Here is a 23,886-nt window from a genome sequence, read left to right as displayed (position 1 = left end):
TTTGGTTATTCTTCTCCTATCAAAAAGAGAAGAAGAAAATAATGTTAGTCCAAATTGATGCAAGTCCTTGTATTTAGATAGGAGAAGAAAACATCACTCTTCTGAGGTAAACTGAGACTTATCAAGAATTTTGTGTCTGGCATAGATACCTTAATTGGAAAAGTTGATTTATTTCATACAAAGGAGATTTATCTTTAGTATGGAATGTTTCCATTTTGTTTGTATTAAGTTTTCCCTTTGAAGATAAATATTTATTTCCAAATTATTAATGGAATTAAAGTATCCTCCTGACCTTTACTTCTCACAAAGAAGCCTAATTTCTCTTCTACCTCTTCTAAAGAATTTTCAGTCTTCAGCCTTGATAATTCTCTATTAAATTGACTTGCATCTTCCTTGCTCATATGTCTTCTCACATTTCTCTTAAGACGCACAAAGCAGAGTTGGTGATCTGCTAAGGGAAATATTGTCTTAATTGTCTCTATTATCAAAGGAGAGTCATCACTAACAATTACTAAGACTCTTTTTAGTCCTCTGCTTATTAAGTCTTCAAATCCTATTCTCCATGTATCTTTGTTCTCTTTTCCAAAGAAGGTATAGACTCAAAAATTATCTTTTCTTCCTTCCATGTCTATCCCTAATACCACATAGCATGTAGCCTTCTTAACTTTTGTATTCTCCCTTATCTCACAGTGATAAGCATCTATAATTAATGCAAAAGCATCCTCTGGAAGTTCTCTAATCTTGAAAAGTTCTAATTTATTCTTGAGTTCATCTTTGATTTTATTCATCTCTTCTTCTGAGTAGGGCAAATTAATACTCTTAAGAGTAGAGGTAAGAGAAGATTCAGAGTATCCATTTGCAACTAAAGATAGAAGGAGATCAGTATAAGACTTTTCAACTCTTTTGTAAGGTTCTGGAAGAATATTATGTCTAAAGTTTCCTTTTTTTGTTCTTGGAACAAAGATTTCCAACTTACCAAGGGATGTTGCTAAAGTTCTTTCATAGAAGCCATTTCCTTTGTCTTCTTCTTTTTTCTGTAGATGGATATCTCTTTCAGATATCATAATTCTTTGTAAGAAATATTCCAGAAGTTTTCTTATTGCTATACGATCTGGTATTAATATTTAGAATTTTATTATATATTCATGATATTAGAAATAGACACAAAATTATTTTAACTCCTGGCTCCTGCATAATTTCTTCATAATGATGAATATTTAATTACATATATATTATTTTGCAAGTTTCATTAATTAAGGAATCTACCCTTTCAAAGATAAAAGTAGATATTTTATAGGGTTGTTTATATTCAGCATAAGAATTCCCCCTCATAGGTATTCTTACATGGTCAAATCCTACATCTAGTAACACCCCATTGCTTATATATACCAGAAATCCTCCCTATAAAAATTAAGATAATTATTAATAAAATTAGAAATTTTTTTCATGTCTAATTCCTCACCTCAATAATTGAATTTTAATACCCATATCTCTTTCAAAATTAGGAATATTTACTTTAAGTTCATTAATTGAATTTTCAACTATTTCCTCTTTTATTACTTCTCCTTTATAAGTATCAAAGATTATTACTTTATATTTTCCTTTTTCCATAGGAAGAGAAAGAATTCCTAAGATATTTTCAGGGAAAATTTTAGGAAGTTCTTTTTTATAAGTGTAAACTATATTGGAATCATAAAGCCAAAGAAGAGTATAATTTTTACCATTTAATCCTAAGACCTTTAAATTTCTATTTGTTCCTGATATTTTACAATCCTTAACTCTTTTGAAATCTTCCTCAGTAAATTTAATATCCTTTATAAATTCCTTAAGAGCCTTGTAATGGAAATAGAGATCATTAGGATGAATATGGTTATCCCACCACCATGACATAGCAGAACCACAAGATCCAGACAGTAAAGTAGTCCATATGGCATTATGGATTGCATATCCTTGAGGATCTATCCAAGGATCATTACCTCCTGCATCAAGTCCAAACTCTCCTACAAGATGAGGTTTTTTATATTTCTCTTTATACTCAATAAGGCTCATTAATGACTCTATATAGTTTTTATTTTGATAAATATGTGTTTGAACAAAATCAATATTAGAAAGTCTATCAATATCAGATTTTCCTAGTGATGATGCAAAACTTGAAGTAATTAAATGATCCCATGGATCTAAATATTTTATATATTTAGACATTTCATCATGCCAATTTCTTACCTCTTCAGGGATATAAGCGGAAGGAGATATAATGTCTACTTCATTCCATAATTCCCAAGCAAATACGTTAGTTCTATAGCCATATCTTGCAATAAGATATCTTATCTTATTTTTATAATATTTAAGCATTTCTTTATTTGTCCAAAATTCTCTTGGTCCCTTTAATGGTCCTCCATTTTTAACATTATGAGGAGTATATTCCCAGAAAGGATAAGATCCCTCCCTTTGATATCTTAGCTCGTTATAACTATCAAAACAAAGCATTACATAAAGACCAAGTTTTGAAGAAAGATCAAGAATGTAATCAAGTCTCCATGCGTTCTTTAAATCATATTCCCTTACAGAGCTTCTTTCTAAGGCAAAGGTAGTCCAAGATGGTCCAAGCCAAACTCTAAAATAATTTCCTCCTACTTCTGCATATTTGGGAAGCCAGATATCAAAATCAAAAGTTCCCTTCATTCCTGCCCAACAAACATTAGAACCTATAGGAATAAAAGGTTCTCCATTATCAAATTCAAAGTAATGGAAATCTTTTTTACTTGTTCTAACAAATCCTGGATTTTTAGAATTAATAACTTCAAAACTATAAATTTGAGAAGTTTCATATTTTCCTGTTCTATCCTTTACAGAAACATAAAATTTGTAGATTCCAGTTTTAATAGGGGAAAATCTTATCCTAAATTGTGGTTCAGAAATAGGAGTTAAGTCCTCGTAATCTACTTTTAATTCCCTCTCATACTCTTGATAGAAAAATCCTGGGATAATGATTTCTTTTCCATCAGGATCAGTAAAATGACCTAATATATCTATTTCTTCTGGATCAAAGGGATTATTATATGTACCCTGAATATCAAGAATTATTTCAAAAAGGCTATATTTTTCTATTTTTTCTTTTAGAATTTTTATATCATTAATTTTTAAAGTTCTATTATCAGCATATTTTGTTATATAAGTTTGATATTCAACTATTTCTTTTGTTTCTTCTTTAGGAATACAGCCAACTATCTTGAAAAGGAAAAAAATTAACCCAAAAATAAGAAAGATATATAATTTTTCCATCTTTTCCTCCTATACTAAATGGTAGGAAACAAAATGTCCTTGAGAAATTTCTTTAAATAATGGTTCTTGTTTTCTCCATATTCACAATGGGAATGGAATCTACATTCTGCAGGCAGGTCAATTGGAGATGGGATTTTTCCCTTTAATGAAGGGAAGGTTTTTTGCCAGTCTCCGTCCTTAGGCATTTTTGGTACTGACAAAAGGAATAATTTGTATATGGGTGTAATAGATTTCCAAAAAGTTCTTTCTTTAGATACATCTAGAGAAGATACTGGTTCATCACATACAATAAACTTGGAATTTAATGCCAAAGTTCTTACAATTCCAACACTTTGCTGTTGTCTACCAGAGAACTCATAAGGGAAAGAGTCTATAAATTCCCTTCCAATACCCACAGTATCAAGAAGATCCATAACTAATTTTTTTCTTTATTCATATATTCTGAATGATCAATAGATCTTCAATAGCCTGTCCTATAGTCTTTTGAGGATTTAAAAAAGCTAAGGGATCTTGAAATATTATTTTCATAAACATTCTTATTTTTCTTAATCCTTCTTCCATTCTTCTTAAGTTTACACTATCAAAGATAATTTTTCCATCATTTGGTTCAAGAAGTCTTAAAATAGTTCTACCTAATGTAGATTTTTAGAACTGTTCTCTCCTACATTTATAGAAAAAGAAATATTATCTACTGTTTTTAAAACTTTTCTTCCCCTAGGAAGATATTTTTTAAGTTTTTTACTAAAAGAAGCTTAGGCATTTAACCTTATTCCCTTCACTAAATGACATGAGATTTTATGACTGTCTTCTATTCCTTCTAATTTTGGCTCAATTTCTTTACATAGAGTATATTGGCATCTTGGATGAAATCTACATTCTATAGGGGGATTTATAAGATTTGGAGGATTTCCAGGAATTGGTCTTAAGGAGACCTCTTTTGTCCCTACATCCAAAGTGGAACCTATAATCCCTTGAGAATAAGGATGTAGTGAATTTCTTATAAACTTCTCTATGGAACTATATTCCACTTTCTCGCCCTTTGGAAATATTGAGGCAGTAAAAGGAATATCTTTTGAAGTAGAAGAGGGAGAAATTTTTAGTTTTTTAGGACCTAATGGGGCTGGAAAAACTTCTACTATAATGATTCTTACCACATTGCTTAAACAAACCAGCGGTTCTGTAAAAATATTAGGATATGATGTGGCTCGTCAACCTTAAGAGGTGAGAAGAGATATTGGTTATGTGTCTCAGAATCTAACAGTTGATGATACTTTAACAGGATGGGAAAACATATATTCAAGGGAGGTTCTACCATATTCCTAAGGATATAATAAAGGAACGTTCCGAAGAATTTCTAAAATTATTAAGACTTTATGAAAGAGCAGGCAGGCTTTTCCATAGCTATTGCTTCAAGAATTAAAAGTATGGAAGTACTTACTGCAGTAATAAATTTTCTTACAATGCCTCTTATGTTTTCGAGTAGTGCCATGTTTCCAATACAAATTATGCCAGATTGGCTTGCAACTATAGCAAGATGGAATCCTATTACTTATGTTGTTAATCCTCTAAGAACTCTTGTGATTTCAGGATGGGAAATGGAAGATTTAATTAAAGGATTTTCTTATATATTATTCTTAGCTTTAATAATGCTTTTTATTGCAAGAAATGAATTTAAAAGAAGTATAGCATAGAAAGAAAAATTTTAAGAAAGGAAGTGAATAACTATAAGGGTCCCAAAAGAAATTTTTATTTTTGCTTCTTTTGATATGAATTCATTACTTATTCCCCTTGTAAGATTTCTATATAATGTTTCATTATTCAAAGGGTATTTTAAACCTTTTAAGATTATACCTTCCACCCTTTCCGATAGTGGGATGAGGGAGATAATTTCTCCCTCATTTCCCCAAAATATTTTTTCTTCTTCTCCTATCATCAAAGTGATTCTTATTTTTCTATCAAGTATTATAACTTCTATTCCCTTTTCTTTTATACTTTCCAAGAAAAATAAATTGGACAGGGTATGATCTATTCTTCCTCCTAAAAGTCCAACAAAATAAATAATTTTAGGTTTATACTTTAAAGCTTCTTTTACTGCTAATTCTAAGTCCGTCTCATCCTTCTCCTTGGGATATATTTTCCATTCTATTTTTTCTCTTTTAATCTTATCGATAATCTCATGGGAAATAGAGTCCATATCTCCAACTATAATATCTGGTGTCAGATTCATATTTAAAGCAAATTTTGTACCTCCATCTGCACAAATAATCTTATCAATTGGAAATATTTCTTCTAACTCTTCTCTTAATAAATTGTTTTCCCCATTGGCAAAGATTAATATTTTCATTTTTCCGAGGAAAGAGCTTGTTGTATTCTTGGATAAATTAGAAGAATTAATGGAAGACAAACAAAGGTGCTAGGAACAACTACAAAGAGATTATATGTTAGAGAATAGAGCCAGGCAGGAGTTTCAGGGGGAGCATACTGGGAGAAGAAAATTATTCCTGATAGAAAATGGGCAAATAATCTTCCTAATCCACCAATAAATATTCCTAATTCAAGAGGTTCAGCTATCTTTCTTAAATGTGCCCCATAAATAAGAAGAGCACTACCTAAAATTCCTGCAATAAGAATAACAATTCGAGAAATAGGATACCATCTTATTTTAAATTCTAGATCTTCAATTTCCTTTTTTATTTCTTCCCTTTCTTCCCCTGATACAGTTTCAATTTTTGATTTTAGCTCCTCTAAATTCTTTTGAGCTTGAGGAAGTTCCGAAGAAATATTCAAGAAGAATATTACTGAACCCAAAAGAAACAAAAGAGCTACTATAAAGGATACTATTTTAGATGTTTTAAAATTTTTTATTAAACCTGCCAAACCAATTAAAGAGAAAGCAATAGGATAATCTAATATATATTGAAACCAATGAACTACGTAAAGATCTTGAAGAGAATGAACCAAGCCATAAACTAATCCCACAAAAAGCCCAGGAATTAATCCCCATCTTAAAGCAAATATAAATAAAGGAAGCATTTGCAAACTAATACTTCCTCCCTGGGGCATCTCTCCAATCTTCAAATACCAAAGAAGTAAAGCTAAAGCGATACTCATTCCACCTTCTGTTAAGATTCTAATGGTTTTTCCTTCCATTTCTAAAATCCTCCTTATAAAAATTAAGTTCCTTACCAGCTAAGGCAAGGAACTTTTTTCTCCCTCTCCCTTCGCTGGCATTACCCAGATCAGGTTCCAAGGGTCGGTAGCTTTTGCTACCCTCTCAGCTCCAATATCAGGAGCTCCCCTGGGAGGTCTTTCTTTAATTTTTTTAGGAATTATTATATCATATCATAAAAGCTTGTGAGAAGAAGATATAAGAAGAGATAAATTAAAGTAAGGAGGTTAAAATTATGAAAGAGAAACATGTATTCAACATTAAATATAGAGGGAAAGTATATACTTTGACTTTAGAAAAAAATAGAATAAATTCTCAAGAAGTTTTAGAATTTTTGGGACTTTCAAAGGAATATGCTTTTGTAGTAAAGAATGGAGAAATAGTGTTGTCAAGTGGTATTTTATCTCCCGAAGATGAGATAGAAGTTATAAATGCAGTCTCAGGAGGATAATTAATGAATTGTAAGATATGTAAGACCAAAAATATTAAGAAGGAAGCATTGGTAAATTTACCTTCCTATAACCTAAGTTTATGTAAAGAGCATTTCATTGAATGGTTTGAAAGAAGAGTACAAAGTACCATAAAAGAATTTCATATGTTTACAAAAGAGGATAAAATATTAGTTGCAGTTTCTGGAGGTAAAGATAGTTTAGGGTTATGGTTTGTTCTAAATAAACTTGGTTATAGGGTAGATGGACTTCACATTGATTTAGGAATTAATGAATATTCAGAAAAAAGTAGAAAATATACAGAAGAATTTGCAGAAAAAATAGGAAGAAACTTATATATCGTTGATTTGAGAAATGAAATCGCACCTATTCCTGTTATAAAGGAAAAAATATTCAATAAACCCGCCTGTTCCCTTTGTGGAACAATAAAAAGATATTACATGAATAAAATAGCTAAAGAAAAGGGCTATAATATTCTTGCAACAGGGCATAATCTTGACGATGAGACATCTGTACTTTTTGGAAATACTCTAAATTGGAATATGGAATATCTTTCAAGACAATATCCTGTGCTTATGGAGTTAGAAAATACATTTATTAGAAAGGTAAAACCATATTGTAGAATTACAGAGAAAGAGAGTGCTATATATGTTTTTCTTATGAAAATAAAATATATAGAGGAAGAATGCCCTTTAAGTAAGGGAGCTCTTTCTTTAAAGTATAAAAAAATCCTTGGAGATATTGAGGAGCAATTTCCAGGAACAAAGATAAGATTTTTCAATAATTTCTTAAAAAAGATCTATCCATTGCTGATTAACAAAAAGGAAGATAAAATAAAAAAATGTAAAATTTGTAACGAACCTTCAGCTTCTGAGATATGTTCCGTATGTAATCTAAAACTTAAGCTTCAAAATCTTTAATAAAATTCAAACTCTTTTAGTTGATATTCTCTTTCTTAAAGCTTAAAATATAGGAAAAAAAGAAAGGTCGGGATGCTTAAATGGATTTATTTGAAAAATGTTTAAATTTAGCTCCAGGGCATCCTTTATTTGATGCAAAATATGCTATTGAGCAGGGAATTTATCCCTACTTCCTGCCATTGGAGGAAACTGAAGGAACTGAGGTGGTTATTAATGGAAGAAGGCTTATTATGCTAGGTTCTAATAATTATTTAGGACTTACCACTCATCCTAAGGTAAAAGAAGCTGCTATTAATGCCATTAGAAAATATGGTACTAGTTGTACAGGATCTCGTTTTATGAATGGAACTTTAGCCTTACATAGAGAATTGGAGGAAAAATTAGCAGAATTTCTACATAAAGAAGCATGTATAGTTTTTTCAACAGGATATCAGACTAATGTGGGTACAATTTCAGCTCTTATTGGAAAGGATGATATTGCAATAACAGACAAAGAAGATCATGCGTCAATAATTGATGGATGTAAGATGTCCTACGGTAAAATGTTAAGATTTAAGCATAATGATATGGAGGATTTAGAGAATGTATTGAGAAGTTGTCCTGAAGATGCAGGAAAACTGGTTATAGTGGATGGAGTGTTTTCTATGGCTGGAGATATAGCACCTCTTCCAGAGATTGTTAAGCTTTGTAAAAAATATTCTGCTCGACTAATGGTAGATGATGCTCACTCCATTGGAGTTTTAGGGGATCATGGAAGAGGAACTGCTAATTATTTTGGATTAGAGGATAGTGTGGACATTATTATGGGAACTTTTAGTAAATCTTTTGCTAGTTTAGGGGGTTTTATAGCTGGAGACGAAGAAGTAATATTCTATATTAAACATAATGCCAGATCTTTTATATTCAGTGCTAGCATGTCTCCTGCAAATACTGCAGCTGCATTGGCAGCCCTAGAAGTCATGCAAGAAGAACCTGAGAGAATAGAAAGACTTTGGAAAATATCTAATAGAATGAGAGAGGGCTTAAAATCTTTAGGGTTTGATGTGGGAAATAGTTGTACTCCCATAATTCCTGTATATATAAGGGATAGATGGAAGACCATATTTATGTGGAAGGAACTCTTTGAATTAGGAGTATACTGTAATCCCGTTCTTCCTCCTGGTGTTCCTCCCAATCAATCTTTATTGAGAACAAGTTATATGGCAACTCATACTGAGGAGCAGATTGATAGAGCCTTAGAAATATTTGAGAAGGCAGGTAAAAAGATTGGAATAATATAAAAAGGAGGATTTTTATGCCAATAATTAATCACAGTGTAGAGCAATTTATAATGCTTTTAGCGTCTAAAGAACCAGCACCTGGGGGTGGCTCTGCTTCTGCCCTCTTAGGAGCAATAGGTTCTGCTTTATCCTCTATGGTTATTAATCTCACTATGGGGAAGGAAAAGTTCAAAGATCAAGAGGAATTTTTACTGGAAATATTAAAGGAGTCTGAGAATCTACAAAAGGAATTTCTAAACTTAATAGAAGAAGATACTACTGCTTTTAATAAAGTTTCTCGAGCCTATAAAATGCCAAAGGATACTGAAGAACAAAAGGAAGCAAGAAGAGAGGCTTTAGAAAAAGCATTAAAGGATGCTACTTTGGTTCCCTTATCCATAATGGAGAAGGGATTATCATTTCTCAAGTTATTAGAGAAATGTGTAGGAAAAACTAATCCTAATGTTGTGAGTGATATTGGTGTTTCTGCTCTTTGTATGAAATCTGCGATTCAAGGTGGCTGGCTTAATGTTATTATCAATCTTAAATATATAAAAGATGAGGATTTTACTAGAGAAATAAAAGAAAAAGCAAAAAATCTTTTATTAGAAGGAATAAAAATTGCAGATCAGATTTATAACCAAGTAGAACAATTCTTAATAAAATAGGGGGTAAATAAATCCCCCTTTCCATTTATCTTCTTTTTTACTCTCTGCAACCTTTTTATAATTTTCTCCGTATTATTATTAGAAATTTAAATAGGGAGGAATTTTTAATGGAAAAAAGACTTTATAGAAGTAAAAAGGAAAGGATACTTTTAGGAGTATGTGGAGGAATAGCAGAATATTTTTCTATAGATCCAACTATTGTCCGTCTTATTTTTATTCTTCTAATATTTGTTACAGGACCTATTTTACCAATATTTTATTTTATATCCGCCTTAATTATTCCTGAAGCTCCCAATGGAGAAGAGTTTAAAAAAGAAATTGATGAGAGTTACATAGAGAAAATCAAGGATGAGATGAAGACTCAGTATAAAAGCTCTTCCAAAGAAATTTGGGGATGGTTTCTTTTAGGATTAGGAGTTCTTCTTCTTTCTTCGAATCTGGGATGGCTTTTTATTCCCTTTAGAATTTTAGTCCCGTTATTTATATTAGTTCTTGGAATAATCCTCTTAATAAAGATAAAGTAAAGAGGTGAAAATAATGAGAAAGATATCCTTACTTGGAATTTTTTTAATAATTTTAGGGGCAATTTTATTGGCTTCAGAGTTGGGTTATCTAAATATAAAATGGTATGATATTTTAAAATTCTGGCCTGTAATATTTATATTCTGGGGTATTGATATTTTAATGGGAGAGAAAAGATGGTTTTTATGGATTGCTCTCCTCGTATTAATATTTTTTTTAAGCGCTATTTTCTTCTTTATGCCTTTTAGAATGCATAAGGGAATTTATAGGGATTGGTTTCTTCCCTATGATCCTAACATTAAAAGTATGGAGGTAACTTTAAAGGTAGGATTAAGAAATTTATATATAAGACCATCTTTTGATAAAAAAAGTCTTATCTCTATTTCGTCCTTAAGAGAATTTGATATTAAAGAAAGAAGAAAAATAAAAGGAGAAAACGCAATATTAGATATAGAAATAGAAAATAATTTCTCTTCTTTCTTCAGTGAAGAAGGAGCTATAGATGTCTATTTCCCTTCCAACATTGATATAAATCTCACCTTAGAGGCAGGAGTGGGTAGCTGTAAATTAGACTTCAGAGGATTAAAGTTAAATTATTTAAATATAAAGGGCGGTGTAGGTAATGTTTCCGTATGGCTTTCCAAAACAACATCAAAAGTAGAAATAAATAGTGGAATTGGAAATATAACCGTATATATTCCTGAGGGGGTAATTCTTGATCTGCAAACGGAGACGGGAATAGGTAAAATCTCTGTAGATTCAGAAATTACAAGGGTTCAAGAAGGAAAGTCAAGCGATATAATATATCTAAAAGCAAAATCGGGAATTGGAAATATAAATATAAAAGCAAGTAAAGAGATAATTTAGATTTTAGGGCTGGGGAGTTTTTTCTTGCCAGTCTTTTTTAACTTAAAAGATAAATAATTTCTCCTAATAATGCAATTATAAGAATTCGAAGTAATAGATTCCATTTAGTTTTATAGCAAAAAATTAAGGATAATAAAAATAAGATAAATTCTTTCCAATCAATGATTGAATCTAAAAGAATATTATAGGTAGCTGAAATTAAAAGGGCAAAGGTCATAGGTCTTAAGTGGGTTAAAATCTTTGAAAATTTTTCACTATTAATTTTATGAAAGAAATAAGAGAAAGAAAAAACTAATATAAAAGGGGCAAGAACTGAGGATATAGTAGCCAATATTGATCCTATAAGTCCTCCCATTTTATAACCTATGAAGGTAGCAGAGTTTATAGCAATAGGACCTGGGGTAATTTGAGAAATTGCAAGAACATCAATAAATTGAGTGTTTGTTAGCCATTTTTCTTCTATTACAACAAAGTGTCTTATAAGGGCGACAATAGCATATCCACCCCCAAAACCAAAGAGGCCTATTAAAAAGAATACCTTAACTAATGCTCCCAATATACCCATATAATACTAAAAACAAAAGATATGAAAATTATGTATATAGGATTAATTTTAAAGAATATCAATATAAAACTTAAAGAAATTATTATGAAAGTTTTTAAAGGGGTAAAATTCACCTTTTTTAAAAGCTCATATACACTATAGACCATAAGACCTGCAATTGCGGGTCTCATCCCATATAATAAACCCTGTATTATCTTACTTTTATGCCATTTAATAAAGAACATGGCAATAATTAAAATTGAAACAAAAGACGGAATAATTACTCCTAAGGCACTTGTTAATGCTCCTTTATATTTTTTTAATCTATATCCTACTGCTACTGCAAAATTAAAAGCTATGGGGCCTGGAAAAAGTTGAGCTAAGGTTAGAGTTTCTAAGAATTCCTCTTCTTTTAGCCATTTTCTTTTCTTGACAATCTCTTCTAAGAAGAGGGGAATCATTACATAACCTCCCCCAATGGTAAGCCATCCTATTTTTAAAAAAACAAAAAATAATTCCCAATAAAACATAACAATCTGAAATTTTACACTTATTTTTAAAATAGTTCAATTTTTTCAAAACAATTAATTCTCTACTAAAGCAATTAGTTAACATTCTTTACAATTTATCTTATAATTGATATACTTATGAAAAAAGTTAAATTGGAGGTCAAAAATGAAAATAGCGGTTATTGGAGGAGGAAGTTCCTATACTCCTGAATTAATGGAAGGTTTAATAGAACTTTCTTTTGAAGTTTCTCCTTTAGAGATTTATCTTATGGATATTAACGAAGAAAGATTAAATATAATAACCGAATTTTCAAAGAGAATGATTAACAAGAAGAAAGCTAGTATAGATTTAAAATCTACTTTATCCTTGGATAACGCGTTAGAAGGTGCAAGTTTTGTAATAAATCAGATAAGAGTAGGAGGACAAAAGGCAAGACTTCTTGATGAAACTATTCCCCAGGAATTTAATCTTTTAGGACAGGAAACTACAGGAGCAGGGGGATTTGCCAATGCTTTAAGAACTATTCCAGTAGTTTTAAATATTGCAAAAAAAATGGAAGATCTTTCTCCTAATGCATGGTTAATTAACTTTGCAAATCCCTCAGGAATTATAACTGAAGCAGTCTCAAAATATTCAAAGGTTAAAGTTTTAGGGCTTTGTAATGTTCCCATTAATTTTCAGAATTATTTTGCAAAAATTTTGAATGTTTCCATGGAAGAAGTTTTTTTAGATTATTTTGGATTAAATCACCTAAGTTTTGTAAGAAGAGTATTTGTTAATGGAAAGGATAGAACTGATGAGGCTTTTAGTAAGATAAAGGAACTTCTTTCTGAAGAAGAGAGAAAAGTTTTAGAATATTTAAATATGTTTCCTAATTATTATCTTAGGTATTTTTATTTTCGAGAGGAGAAAGTGGAGGAATTAAAGAGTAAATCAAAGAGAGCGGAGGAAGTTCTGAAAATTGAAGAAAAACTGTTTGAACTTTATAAAGATCCAAATTTAGACGAAAAGCCCAAGGAATTGGAAAAAAGAGGAGGAGCATTATATTCTAAATCTGCAGTTAACCTAATATTTCACCTTTTAGGATTGAGAAGGGGCTTTCAAGTAGTAAATATTAAAAATCAAGGAGCAATTTTTGATCTTCCTCATAATAGTGTTGTAGAAATCCCTGTTTATATTGATGGGGAGTTGATTCAAAGGTATATAATTGGAAATTTACCTTTAGAAGTTAAGGGATTAATTCAGGCAATAAAAACCTATGAGGAATTGACTATAGAATCTGCAATAGAAGGATCTTTTAAAAAGGCTCTTTTTGCATTAGCTCAGCATCCTCTTATTTCTTCTTTAACTTTAGCGGAAAAAGTTTTATTAGCCTTAATGGAAGCAAATAAAGAATATTTTCCAAATCTTAAGTGAGGAGGGAGAAAGTGAAGTACTATTTAGGTATAGATGCGGGAGGAAGTAAAACAGAAGCAATCATTTTAGATGAAAAGGGAGAAATTGTTGGTTTTGGAAGATCAGGACCAGGAAATTATGAAGTATCAGGAATAGAATCTGCTAAAAGAAATTGGCTTTTAGCTATAGAGGAGGCAAAGAGAAATTTAAAAGATATATATTTTGAAAAGGCATGCTTTGGACTTGCAGGGGCAGATTTTCCAGAAGATTTTGACATGCTAAAAAAAGAGGTAGAATCTTTAAATATAGCAAAGGAAGTTTGTGTTGAAAATGATACGGCTATTGCTTTAAGGGCAGGAACAAGGGATTACTGGGGAGTAATTGTTGTAATGGGTGCAGGTACCAATGGTTATGGAAGAAGAAAAGATGGGAAGTGGTATAGATTTTATGGGGAAGGATATGCTTTTGGAGATTGGGGTGGAGCATCTTCTGTAGTTCAGGAAATGCTTCACTGTGCCTTTAGATCCTATGATGGAAGAGGAGAAAAAACTATTCTAGAAAGAATGGTATTAGAATTTTTCTCTGTTAATAACTTTGATGAGTTAGCAAAAAAGCTATATTATCATCATGAGGAATGGCATAAAGCTTTAAACCTTGCTCCATACTTGTTCAAAGCTATAGAAGAGGGAGATGTTGTTGCTAAAAGAATTGGAGAAAGAATTGTAGAGGAAACAGTAAAGAGTGTATATGCATTAATGAAAAAATTGGATTTGATGAAGGAAGAAACTCCTGTTATTCTTGCAGGAAGCCTTTATAAAGGGGCAAGTTGGCTTAAAGAGTATATATCTGCAAAAATTCATATTTTTGCAGATAAAGCAAAAGTAGAGATATTAAAAGTTCCTCCTGTTGTGGGAGCAGGGATTATTGCATGGGAAATGGATAATAATTTCTTATCTTCAGATAGATGGGAAAATTTCTTAAATTTTAATTATGATAGAGGAGAAAGGACCTAAGATTATATTTTTATCTATCTTTGAATTTCGAGAATAAAGAATTTTAGAGTTCTTTGTTAAGGGATAGGAAAACTTGTTTTCAATTTTAGTTAGATTATGAATTATTAGTATCCTTTCTTTATTTGATTTTCTTATATAAGCTAAAATCGTAGGATTTTTTGTCTCTACTTTTTCTATATCTCCCTGGGATAATGCCTTATATTTTAATCTCAAATTAATTAATTTCCTGTAATGATTTAGAATACTATTCTTATTTAAGTCTTGTTCTTCTACTGAAATCCCGTCATTGGGCTTTGCATAAATAGTTTTTAGCCATCGGGTTTGATAATTTCCTTTTAAATCTTTACTCCATTCAAAGGGTTCCCTAATATGTTCATCGGGCTTTGCTCCAGACATTCCAATCTCTTCTCCATAATATATAAAAGGAATGCCTGGTAAGGTTAAATAAATAGATGCAGAGAGAACTACCTTATCTTTGTTTCCTCCTAAAAGACTCATTATCCTTGTTTGATCATGGTTTGTTAAAAATATAGCATCAGAGAAGTTAGGATTATATTCAGAAAATAATTTTCTTTCTTCTAAAAGATAATTAACAAGTCCTAAATCTCTCTCCATAGAAACTGTGGAAATAATCCTTTGAGCTAATGGAAAATTAAAGTTTGAGGGTAAGCTTTCGTAATACTTAGCTATTATATATTCATTATCCCATACTTCTCCCACAATAAATATATCTTTCTTTATAGATTTAACATAATTATAAAACTCTTTCCAAAAGGAAATATTTTTTTCATGCTCTTCATATACATATTTAACCGCATCTAATCTAAATCCATCGACTCCTTTGTCCAACCAAAACTTTGCAATTTTTTTAACCTCTTCTCTTACCTTTGCGTTGTCATAATTTAAATCAGGCATTTCCGAAGAGAATATTCCATAATAATATCCCGTAAACGCCTTATGCCAAAAGCGAGAATTAGCTTGAGGTAATTGGGAACTCCAAAGATAAAAATTTCTAAAAGGTGAAGATTCAGAAGAGCTTGCAGATTTAAACCAGGGATGGAGAGAAGAGGTATGATTTAAAACAAGATCTAAAATTACTTTAATTCCTCTTTTATGGGTTTCTTTTAGAAGATTTTCAAAATCTTCCATACTTCCATAATCAGGATTTATGTTGTAATAATCTGTGACATCATAGCCATGATAACTAGAAGAAGGAAACAAAGGCATAAGCCAAATGGCATTAATTCCTAAATCCTTTTCAGTTCTGGGATCTCCATCATTGAGATAATCTAATTTTTCTACTAATCCTCTCAGATCTCCTATTCCATCTCCATTACTATCTGCAAAGGATCTAATAAATATCTCATAAAATACTAGGTTTTTGTGCCAAGGAATATCATTAGAAAAGTTTAAGGTTAAAAGTATAAGAAAAATTAAAATTATTAAGATCCTAAATTTTTTAAACATGTTTATTCTATAGTTAAATTAATAAACCCTGGGATTAATCCCAGGGCTTCTCTCCTTTTCTTACCCCATGCTTCTTTATAAATTCTACCATATTCTCTAATGGATCACAATAGGAAAAAATCCCTTTAAAGTTGTTTTAACACAAATTTTTAAAATTTTCATAAATTTTTAACGACTCTTTAAAATTTTCGTTTTATTATTAAAAATGGAAAGGAGGTGAAAAGTATCCTAAATTTAAGATTCTTAGAAAGATTTCAAAGAAAATCTAAAGAGGGAGGTTTAATAGAAAATGAAAATTAGAAAAATCTTAATGAATATATTATTAATCTCTTTATTAATTTTTTCTCTAATTCTTTATTCGCCTAATATTATAGCTAATCCTGAATCAGTCAGTTTATATAGAGGAGCTCCTGTTAAATATATCTTTCTTTTTATCGGAGATGGAATGGGATTTAATCATGTACACTTAACAGAAATATTCCTCGGAGCTATGTCAGGAAAAAAAGATCCCTCTATACAAAAACTTAGTTTTACTCAATTTCCCGAGGCAGGATATATGAGTACTTATGCTGCAGATACATACATTACTGATTCTGCTTCTGCAATTACTGCAATGCTTGCAGGCAAAAAGACTAGTGATGGCGTTATAAATATGGATCCTGATAAGAAAATCAAATATAAAAGTGTATTTGAAATGGCGAAGGAATTAGGTAGAAAAGTAGGAGTAATAACAAGTGTATCTATTGATCATGCTACTCCTGCAGGTTGTTATGCTCATCAACCCAGTAGAAGTAATTATTATGAAATAGCCTTAGAGCTTGCAAATAGCAATTTTGACTTCTTTGGAGGCGGAGGATTCTTACAACCAAGGGGAAGAGATGGAAGAAGTAAGGATATTATAGAGATTTTAAAAGAAAAGGGATATAAAGTAGTGGATAAAGCAGAAGAAATAATGGCATTAAAGCCTGGAGTAGGAAAAGTTGTGGCAATAAATCCGATATTAGACTCTTCCAGAGCTATGCCCTATGCAATTAATAGATTAAGAGGAATGAATGTAGGTTTATCTCTCGCAGATTTTGTTAAGAAGGGAATTGAACTCTTAGATAATCCTAATGGTTTCATTATGATGGTAGAGGGAGGAAAAATTGATTGGGCATCTCATGCCAATGATGCAGGTTCTGTTATTCATGATATATTGGATTTTGATAAGGCAGTAAAAGTAGCTCTCGAATTCTACAGGAAAAGACCTTCTGATACTTTAATTATTGTTACTGCAGATCATGAAACAGGAGGCTTAAGTTTAGGCTATGCTGGAACAAGATATGAATTATATACTCAACTTCTTTCAAAACAAAAAATCTCCTTTGATGAGTTCAGTAAAATTGTTGCGGAATATAGAGAAAAGACTCAAGGAAAAGGAAAGTTGGAAGATCTTCTTACTGTTGTTAAAGAATTTTATGGACTTGAAGTCTTAGACGAAAGTAGTAAAAAAATTTTAGAAGAAAAAAGTAAACAAGGAGATATAGATTCTAAAATAAGATTAATGCTTTCCTTAACAAAAGAAGAGTTAGAGGAATTAAATAAGGCATTTAACTTGAGTATGTTGGCACCAAAAGATCGTCCTTCAGACGTTAGAACCTATCTATTATATGGGGGATATGAACCCTTTGTAATGATGGTAACTCGTATACTCAATCAAAAAGCAGGTGTTTCCTGGACTTCTTATGCTCATACTAGTGCTCTTGTCCCTATATATGCTATTGGAAGAGGAGCATATATTTTCAAAAATTATTTTGATAATACTGACTTGTATAAGAAATTATGTAGTTTACTTGGGCTAGATCCCTACAAAGATAATGTTATTTCTCAGGAATATTCTTTAAAAGTATTAGTAAGTACTAAGTAGAAATCTAAAAGGGGAGAAGGATTATCCTTCTCCCTCCCTTAGAGGGGAGGTAAATAAAATGATAATTAATGGAACCTTAGAAATCTTAGATTTTCTTTCTTTATTAAATTTTCTCTCGATAAATAGACGTTCAGGTATTTTACTAATAAGTTCCAATCATCAAGAAGGCGTAGTATATTTTGATAAAGGAGAAATTATAGATGTAGGATATAACAAAAAGAGAGGAGAGGAAGCCTTTTATATGATTTTAGAAAGCAAAGATGTCTTATCCTTCTACTTTATCACCACAGAACTAAGTAGTAAAGAAAGGACTATCTATAAAAGGACAGAAGAATTGATATTAGAGGCTTTAAGAAGAGAAGATGAGAAAGTTTTGATAAGATAAGGATAACATTGCCATGAAAGATAGGGTAAAAAAGTTGGAAGAGAATATAAAAATTTTAAGAGAGTTTTCGGAAAGATATAAGCTAGAAGATATTAAAAGAGATAAAATAATACAATGGGCACTAAAATATGGAATTTATTCCTGCATAACAGGGATAGGAGAAATATCATGTGGCATTATAATTGAAAAAAATCTTGGAAGTTACAAAAATTACAAAGATTGTCTTGCTATTCTTGGGGATAACAATATTCTTGATAAATTTTTGGTTGAAAGGCTTATAAAGATGTTAAGTATAAAAGATCTTTTGAAAAAACCATATCTTGAGATAGATCTAAAAAATCTATATGATCTATTAGAAAACTTAGAAATTTATAATGAATTTATTTCCTCCATAAAAGCTTTTACAAAATAATTTTCAAAATAGAAAATTATAAAAATTTTTAGGAGATAATTCTAAAAATTCATTAGAATTAAGTGCTAAAAATCTTCTAACATCTACACAAAGGTGACATTTGCCTACGTAACCATTAGGTGATTCTTCAAAACCAAATTCTTTAGCAAATTTCATTAATCCATATGGCCCTCTTTCCACAAGGATTTTTATTAGAGGAAGATTATCTAAGCAGAAATTATCATAGAATTCTTCCAAGTTATTACAGTATCCCAAAGAAATTCCTCCACAAAAATATGGAATATAATTTCCATAGAGATCAAAGTGAGCGTGTTGGGATTCTAAGATTTCATATCTACATGTATCTTCTCTAAATACTTCGGGAGGATATTTATACCAAAGATCTCCTAAAAGAAATCCCGATCTTCCTCCAGGAATAAGACCATATCCCTCCCAGAATATATAACCTGCTCCTTTTTTTCCATAAGCAATTTCCCATTTTTCTAAAGGAATAGGATTTTCTATATCAAATTTTGCAATTTCCTTTATAAAATGTGCCATGTAAATAATCACATTCTTAGTTCCAAAAACTTTTTGAGCAACTTCAATGGCAAGAAGGGTTCTTTTTAAAGGAACTTTTTCCGCATGAAAGGGAGAACAGCTGATAAAGATACGGGAAAGTCCTGCAGATTTTAAGAGGGAAAATTTCTCGTAAACATCCTCCCTATTTACACACCATTCAGCATTTGTTTCCACATAACCTATATATATTCCCAATTCTCTTGCTCTTTCTACTGCAGAAAGAAGTAAGGGAAAGTTTAAAAAAGGCTCTCCTCCTGCAAAATGGATTCCATGAAAGAGAATATTTTTATAGGGATTAGGTTTATAATTTTTCCATATTTTTTTGATGCCTTGGAGAATCGAGTTTAGAGTTTCCATATCTATAAATTCTTTCCACTGGGAACTGCAAGCATATAAGCAATGCTTGCACCCAAGGGGGCATTTGTAAGTCAATATTACTCCTGCAGAATCTATAGGATAAATTATTTTCATAATTTAGTTAAGAGTATATCTAAAATTAAAAAAAGTTTCAAATTTTGATTTATAATTTAAATGAAAATCATTTGCAATTTTGAGAGATAGATGATATAATTAATACCAAAAAAGTATTAATTTAGGGAGGTTAAAATGAAACCAGAAAAGATTAAAGAGGGAGTATATTATGTAGGTGCAAGAGATTGGAATAGACGACTTTTTGATGCTTTAATTCCTCTTCCTGATGGAACAAGCTATAATGCCTATTTGATAAAAGGAGAAAAAACTGCATTAATAGATACAGTGGATCCTACTATGCTTCATGTTCTCTTATCTTATTTAGAAGATGTCTCTCATATAGACTATGTAATCTCTCATCATGCAGAGCAGGATCATTCTGGAGCTCTTCCTGTAATTCTTGAAAGATATAAATCTGCGAAAGTGGTAACCAATGCAAAGGGAAAAGAACTCTTATCTATTCATCTTCATATTCCTGAGGAAAGATTTATTATTGTCTCTGATGGAGAAACATTATCCTTAGGAAATAAAACATTAAAATTTATATACACTCCATGGGTGCATTGGCCAGAAACCATGGTGAGTTATCTTATGGAAGATAAAATACTTTTCACATGTGATCTTTTTGGCTCTCATCTTGCTACTTCAGACCTTTATGTAACTAATAAAGGATTGGTTTATGAAGCTGCAAAAAGATACTATGCAGAAATAATGATGCCCTTTAGAAATATTATTCAGAAGAACTTAGAGAAGATAAAGGACTATGAAATAGAATTAATTGCTCCTAGTCATGGACCTATCTATCAGGATCCTTCCTTTATAATCAATGCTTATAATGATTGGGTAAATAATCCTCCTAAAAATATTGTAGTAATTCCTTATATTTCCATGCATAATAGTACAAACCTCATGGTAGAATATCTAACTGAAAAATTGATAGAAAAGGAAATTAAGGTAGAAATTTTTGACCTCTCTTCGGTGGATATTGGAAAACTAGCTATGGCTCTTGTAGATGCAGGATCTATAGTAATAGGAACACCTACAGTTCTTTCAGGCCCTCATCCTAATGTTGCCTATGCAGTTTATCTTACAAATGTGCTTAAGCCAAAAGCAAAATTCTTAACTATTATAGGTTCCTATGGTTGGGGTGGAAGAACTGTTGATATATTAAAAAATATGATAACAAATCTTGAGGTAGAAATTTTGGAGCCTGTTTTAATAAAGGGATTGCCAAAAAAAGAGGAGCTCAAAGCTTTAGATGATCTTGCAAATAAAATTTATAAAAAACATAATGACGCAGGCTTAGTTGGATATTAAAAAGGAAGGAGTAAAAACTCCTTCCTTATTCTTTAATTATTTTTTCCACCTCTTTTATTACTTTGATTAAAGGTATACCTTCCTTCTCCGAAATTTTTTTACAATCCTCATATTCAGGAGTTATTTTTTCAAAAGTACCATATCTTGAAATTTTAACTCTGATCTTTCCCCAACTAGTATCAACTTCTTTTATTTCTCTATCCATCATTACTTTGTCTACATAATATTTTCTAAAACCAATGGTTGAAGTCTCCTTAAATAGAATCTCTGTTATTTCCTGTTCTTTCCAAGGCTCCAAGAGGATAGTAAGAAGAATTCCAGGTCTTCCCTTTTTCATGAAAATTGGAGTTAAAGTTACATCTAAAGCTCCTTTTTCAAAAAGTTTTTCCATTAGATATCCATAAATTTGGGGATTCATATCATCAATGTTTGCTTCAATAACAAGATTTTTATCTTCTTTTACCTCGAAAACTCTATCTCCTATGAAAACTCTTAAAAGATTTGGAATGGGAAAATCTTTTTTTCCTGTCCCATATCCTATTCTATGGATTTTCATGTGGGGAATAGGGCCAAATCCCTTTGCCAAAGTAGTAATAATTCCTGCTCCTGTGGGGGTTACCAATTCTCCTTTTATTCCTGTGGAATATACAGGAATTCCTTTTAAAATTTCCACAGTAGCAGGAGCAGGAATTGGAATAATTCCATGAGAAGTTTCTACAAAACCTTCTCCTAAAGGAAGAGGAGAAGAATAAACCTCTTCAATTTTTAAAAGTTCTATTGCTATGAAGGCTCCTACCACATCTATAATAGTATCTATAGCTCCTATTTCATGAAAATGAAGCTTTTCAATGGGCTCATTATGGATTTTTGATTCTGCCTCAGCAATTTTGATAAAAACTCTTTTTGATAACTCTTTAATTTTTTTAGAAAGATCACCTTTTTCAATTATCTCCAAAAGGTCCGAAAGATGACGATGAGTTTTATTATCATAGGAAATTATTTCCACATCGGTCCCTTGTAAGAATCCTTTATTTTTTTTACTTATTTTTATCTCATATCCCTCTAAGGGTATTTTCTTTAATTCTTTTTTCCAAAGTTCAGGATCCAACCCCAAATCTAAAAGAGCTCCAAGAATCATATCCCCACTTATACCAGAAAAACAATCAAAATATAAAATCATCTTTTTTCCTCCACTAAAAGGTTTATCATACTAGCCAGATATCCTGCGGAAAATCCATTATCAATATTAACAACTGCTATTCCTGGGACACAACTATTTAACATGGTTAGCAATGCAGATAAGCCATTAAAATTTGCTCCATAACCTATACTTGTGGGAACTGCGATTACAGGTTTATCTACAAGACCTCCTATAACAGAGGGTAATGCTCCTTCCATACCCGCTACTGCAATAATAACATTAGCACTTCTTAATATCTTTATTTTATCTAATACTCTATGAAGCCCAGCAATTCCTATATCATAAATTCTTTCCACATTACTTCCTGTTATTTCTGCAGTTTCTACTGCTTCTTCTGCGACGGGTAAATCTGCAGTTCCAGCACAAGCTACAATAACTTTTCCTTTCTTCTCATAATCTTCTCTTATCACTGTTATGGTTCTTGCAAATTCATTATATTTCGCATCTTTTATTTTTGTTTTCACTAATTCAAAGACATCTTTTCCTGCCCTTGTAGCTAGAACTCTTGGGTTTCTAGAAAGAAGCTTTTCCATAATGTTAGCTACTTGTTCGGGAGTTTTTCCTTGACAAAATACTACTTCAGGAAATCCTCTTGTAATACTTCTTTGGTAATCTACCTTTGCATATCCTAGATCTTCATAAGGAAGAAAACTAATTTTTTCTAAACCTTCTTCAACATCCAACTCTCCTCTTTTTATCTTTTCCAATATCTCTCTTATTTTCTCTCTATTCATTTTCACCTCTCCTTAATACTTCATTCATACTTCCTGTTCTATATCCCTCTAAATCTAAAGTTATATAAATGTATCCTAATTTTTTAAATTTTTCAACAATTTTTCTTCTGATATCTTCATTAAGGAATATGCTAAAACTTTCTTTATCTACTTCAATTCGAGCCATAGTATGATGATTTCTAACCCTTACCTGTTTTATTCCGAAACTTCTTAAAAATTCTTCCCCTTCATCAATCCTTTTTAAAGCTTCTATGTCTATCCTTTCCCCATATGGAAATCTTGATGCAAGACACGCAAGAGATGGTTTATCGTATGTGGGAAGTCCTAATTCAAAAGATAAATCTCTTATTTCTTTTTTTGTAAATCCTACTTCCATTAAAGGACTTCTTATCCCAAGTTCCTTTAAGGCTTTTCTTCCTGGTCTATAATCTTCTAAATCATCAACATTACTTCCATCTAATACATAATTAATATCAAGTTTTTTAGCTATTTCGAGTATTTTTTTAAATCCTTCTTTTTTACATATATAACATCTTTCAGGAGGATTTTCTAAAAACTCATTATTCTTCAAAATATTTACCTCCTCTTCAATTATATGTTTTACTCCAAAGCTTTTTGCTATTTCTTTTGCCTCATTTATTTCTCTTTGGGGATATAGGGGAGAAACCAGTGTAATTGCTATAACATTTTCTCCTAAGGTATCCCTTGCTATCTTTAAGAGAAAAGTACTATCAACACCTCCTGAAAAGGCAACAGCAACTCTTTTCATATCCCTTAGTAATTTCTTTAAATCTTCTAATTTTTTATATAAATATTCTTCCATATTCTTCTTCA

At 31.1% G+C, this 23,886-nt stretch carries 27 protein-coding genes, 1 pseudogene and 1 riboswitch; of the genes and pseudogenes, 14 read left to right on the top strand and 14 right to left on the bottom strand.

Annotation, left to right across the window (positions count from 1 at the left end):
- Positions 1-121: 121 nt before the first annotated feature.
- The 5 genes and pseudogenes from NZ841_04455 to NZ841_04435 form a co-directional block, all read right to left on the bottom strand.
- Positions 122-1,115, bottom strand: a pseudogene (locus NZ841_04455) (transposase).
- 343 nt (positions 1,116-1,458) lie between these two features.
- The gene (locus NZ841_04450) at positions 1,459-3,282 is read right to left on the bottom strand and encodes a DUF5060 domain-containing protein (protein MCS7202006.1); all 1,824 of its coding nucleotides are present in this window, start codon (positions 3,280-3,282) and stop codon (positions 1,459-1,461) included.
- Positions 3,283-3,296: 14 nt separating this feature from the next.
- Positions 3,297-3,695 (bottom strand): hypothetical protein, encoded by a 399-nt coding sequence (locus NZ841_04445; protein MCS7202005.1) that lies wholly within the window; start codon positions 3,693-3,695, stop codon positions 3,297-3,299.
- A gap of 19 nt (positions 3,696-3,714) precedes the next feature.
- Positions 3,715-3,843, bottom strand: coding sequence for a hypothetical protein (locus tag NZ841_04440; protein ID MCS7202004.1), 129 nt, complete (start codon positions 3,841-3,843; stop codon positions 3,715-3,717).
- 191 nt (positions 3,844-4,034) lie between these two features.
- Positions 4,035-4,310 carry a hypothetical protein gene (locus tag NZ841_04435; GenBank protein ID MCS7202003.1) on the bottom strand — a complete coding sequence of 92 codons (276 nt, stop codon included), beginning with the start codon at positions 4,308-4,310 and terminating at the stop codon, positions 4,035-4,037.
- Between NZ841_04435 and NZ841_04430 the strand changes: the two genes are divergently transcribed.
- Positions 4,294-4,500 carry an ATP-binding cassette domain-containing protein gene (locus NZ841_04430; protein MCS7202002.1) on the top strand — a complete coding sequence of 69 codons (207 nt, stop codon included), beginning with the start codon at positions 4,294-4,296 and terminating at the stop codon, positions 4,498-4,500. The genes NZ841_04435 and NZ841_04430 overlap by 17 nt on opposite strands.
- A gap of 155 nt (positions 4,501-4,655) precedes the next feature.
- Positions 4,656-4,973 (top strand): ABC transporter permease, encoded by a 318-nt coding sequence (locus NZ841_04425; GenBank protein ID MCS7202001.1) that lies wholly within the window; start codon positions 4,656-4,658, stop codon positions 4,971-4,973.
- An 11-nt stretch (positions 4,974-4,984) separates the two neighbouring features.
- Here the strand turns inward: NZ841_04425 and NZ841_04420 are convergent, their stop codons facing one another.
- Both NZ841_04420 and NZ841_04415 read right to left on the bottom strand, forming a co-directional pair.
- Positions 4,985-5,626, bottom strand: a complete 642-nt coding sequence (locus tag NZ841_04420; GenBank protein ID MCS7202000.1) for a thiamine diphosphokinase — start codon at positions 5,624-5,626, stop codon at positions 4,985-4,987.
- Entirely contained in the window at positions 5,623-6,432 is an 810-nt protein-coding gene (locus NZ841_04415) for an energy-coupled thiamine transporter ThiT (protein MCS7201999.1), read from the bottom strand. Before NZ841_04415 ends, NZ841_04420 begins: the two co-directional genes overlap by 4 nt.
- 49 nt (positions 6,433-6,481) lie before the next feature.
- A riboswitch (TPP riboswitch) is annotated at positions 6,482-6,592 on the bottom strand.
- A gap of 94 nt (positions 6,593-6,686) precedes the next feature.
- Between NZ841_04415 and NZ841_04410 the strand changes: the two genes are divergently transcribed.
- The 6 genes from NZ841_04410 to NZ841_04385 all read left to right on the top strand — a co-directional run bounded on the left by NZ841_04410 (position 6,687) and on the right by NZ841_04385 (position 11,136).
- Positions 6,687-6,902 carry a MoaD/ThiS family protein gene (locus NZ841_04410; protein ID MCS7201998.1) on the top strand — a complete coding sequence of 72 codons (216 nt, stop codon included), beginning with the start codon at positions 6,687-6,689 and terminating at the stop codon, positions 6,900-6,902.
- A gap of 3 nt (positions 6,903-6,905) precedes the next feature.
- Positions 6,906-7,820 carry a TIGR00269 family protein gene (locus NZ841_04405; GenBank protein MCS7201997.1) on the top strand — a complete coding sequence of 305 codons (915 nt, stop codon included), beginning with the start codon at positions 6,906-6,908 and terminating at the stop codon, positions 7,818-7,820.
- Between the two features lie 80 nt (positions 7,821-7,900).
- Positions 7,901-9,100, top strand: coding sequence for a pyridoxal phosphate-dependent aminotransferase family protein (locus tag NZ841_04400; protein MCS7201996.1), 1,200 nt, complete (start codon positions 7,901-7,903; stop codon positions 9,098-9,100).
- 14 nt (positions 9,101-9,114) lie between these two features.
- On the top strand, positions 9,115-9,747 hold the full coding sequence (locus NZ841_04395; GenBank protein ID MCS7201995.1) for a cyclodeaminase/cyclohydrolase family protein: 633 nt from the start codon (positions 9,115-9,117) through the stop codon (positions 9,745-9,747).
- Between the two features lie 107 nt (positions 9,748-9,854).
- Positions 9,855-10,271: a PspC domain-containing protein gene (locus tag NZ841_04390; GenBank protein ID MCS7201994.1), complete on the top strand. Its 417-nt coding sequence runs from the start codon at positions 9,855-9,857 to the stop codon at positions 10,269-10,271.
- A 13-nt stretch (positions 10,272-10,284) separates the two neighbouring features.
- Complete coding sequence (locus NZ841_04385) at positions 10,285-11,136, top strand: cell wall-active antibiotics response protein (GenBank protein MCS7201993.1); 852 nt, start codon at positions 10,285-10,287, stop codon at positions 11,134-11,136.
- Positions 11,137-11,173: 37 nt separating this feature from the next.
- On the opposite strand, the gene NZ841_04380 is transcribed toward NZ841_04385, so the two are convergent.
- Both NZ841_04380 and NZ841_04375 read right to left on the bottom strand, forming a co-directional pair.
- Positions 11,174-11,701 (bottom strand): chromate transporter, encoded by a 528-nt coding sequence (locus NZ841_04380; protein ID MCS7201992.1) that lies wholly within the window; start codon positions 11,699-11,701, stop codon positions 11,174-11,176.
- Positions 11,680-12,210 (bottom strand): chromate transporter, encoded by a 531-nt coding sequence (locus NZ841_04375; GenBank protein MCS7201991.1) that lies wholly within the window; start codon positions 12,208-12,210, stop codon positions 11,680-11,682. Before NZ841_04375 ends, NZ841_04380 begins: the two co-directional genes overlap by 22 nt.
- Positions 12,211-12,355: 145 nt before the next feature.
- On the opposite strand from NZ841_04375, the gene NZ841_04370 reads away from it, so the two are divergent.
- Both NZ841_04370 and NZ841_04365 read left to right on the top strand, forming a co-directional pair.
- Positions 12,356-13,606, top strand: coding sequence for a 6-phospho-beta-glucosidase (locus tag NZ841_04370; GenBank protein MCS7201990.1), 1,251 nt, complete (start codon positions 12,356-12,358; stop codon positions 13,604-13,606).
- Positions 13,607-13,617: 11 nt separating this feature from the next.
- The gene (locus tag NZ841_04365) at positions 13,618-14,598 is read left to right on the top strand and encodes a kinase (protein ID MCS7201989.1); all 981 of its coding nucleotides are present in this window, start codon (positions 13,618-13,620) and stop codon (positions 14,596-14,598) included.
- Here the strand turns inward: NZ841_04365 and NZ841_04360 are convergent.
- Entirely contained in the window at positions 14,563-16,065 is a 1,503-nt protein-coding gene (locus tag NZ841_04360) for an alpha-amylase family glycosyl hydrolase (protein MCS7201988.1), read from the bottom strand. The genes NZ841_04365 and NZ841_04360 overlap by 36 nt on opposite strands.
- A gap of 289 nt (positions 16,066-16,354) precedes the next feature.
- Here NZ841_04360 and NZ841_04355 point away from each other — a divergent pair, with 289 nt between their 5' ends.
- Genes NZ841_04355 through NZ841_04345 form a run of 3 tightly spaced genes read left to right on the top strand, consistent with a single transcriptional unit; the run spans position 16,355 to position 18,768 of the window.
- The gene (locus NZ841_04355; protein ID MCS7201987.1) at positions 16,355-17,971 is read left to right on the top strand and encodes an alkaline phosphatase; all 1,617 of its coding nucleotides are present in this window, start codon (positions 16,355-16,357) and stop codon (positions 17,969-17,971) included.
- Between the two features lie 58 nt (positions 17,972-18,029).
- A complete protein-coding gene (locus NZ841_04350) occupies positions 18,030-18,356 on the top strand; it encodes a DUF4388 domain-containing protein (protein MCS7201986.1) in 327 nt (108 codons plus the stop codon).
- A 13-nt stretch (positions 18,357-18,369) separates the two neighbouring features.
- Complete coding sequence (locus NZ841_04345) at positions 18,370-18,768, top strand: DUF86 domain-containing protein (GenBank protein MCS7201985.1); 399 nt, start codon at positions 18,370-18,372, stop codon at positions 18,766-18,768.
- 3 nt (positions 18,769-18,771) lie between these two features.
- Here NZ841_04345 and NZ841_04340 read toward each other — a convergent pair whose 3' ends face one another.
- Positions 18,772-19,800: a 4Fe-4S cluster-binding domain-containing protein gene (locus NZ841_04340; protein MCS7201984.1), complete on the bottom strand. Its 1,029-nt coding sequence runs from the start codon at positions 19,798-19,800 to the stop codon at positions 18,772-18,774.
- Between the two features lie 135 nt (positions 19,801-19,935).
- On the opposite strand from NZ841_04340, the gene NZ841_04335 reads away from it, so the two are divergent.
- Positions 19,936-21,117: an FprA family A-type flavoprotein gene (locus NZ841_04335; GenBank protein ID MCS7201983.1), complete on the top strand. Its 1,182-nt coding sequence runs from the start codon at positions 19,936-19,938 to the stop codon at positions 21,115-21,117.
- A 25-nt stretch (positions 21,118-21,142) separates the two neighbouring features.
- Here NZ841_04335 and larC read toward each other — a convergent pair whose 3' ends face one another.
- From larC to larE, 3 genes are read right to left on the bottom strand one after another with little or no spacing between them, the layout of a single operon-like run.
- The gene (gene larC, locus NZ841_04330; GenBank protein ID MCS7201982.1) at positions 21,143-22,297 is read right to left on the bottom strand and encodes a nickel pincer cofactor biosynthesis protein LarC; all 1,155 of its coding nucleotides are present in this window, start codon (positions 22,295-22,297) and stop codon (positions 21,143-21,145) included.
- Positions 22,294-23,052 carry a nickel pincer cofactor biosynthesis protein LarB gene (gene larB / locus NZ841_04325; GenBank protein MCS7201981.1) on the bottom strand — a complete coding sequence of 253 codons (759 nt, stop codon included), beginning with the start codon at positions 23,050-23,052 and terminating at the stop codon, positions 22,294-22,296. The genes larC and larB overlap by 4 nt, the downstream gene beginning before the upstream one ends.
- Complete coding sequence (gene larE / locus NZ841_04320) at positions 23,045-23,875, bottom strand: ATP-dependent sacrificial sulfur transferase LarE (protein MCS7201980.1); 831 nt, start codon at positions 23,873-23,875, stop codon at positions 23,045-23,047. The genes larB and larE overlap by 8 nt, the downstream gene beginning before the upstream one ends.
- Positions 23,876-23,886 lie beyond the last annotated feature (11 nt).

This window comes from Dictyoglomus sp. (genome assembly GCA_025060475.1).
Taxonomy (GTDB): Bacteria; Dictyoglomota; Dictyoglomia; order Dictyoglomales; family Dictyoglomaceae; genus NZ13-RE01.
Note: the sequence above shows the minus strand (reverse complement) of the source record. Positions and strands in the feature narration are given on the sequence as shown.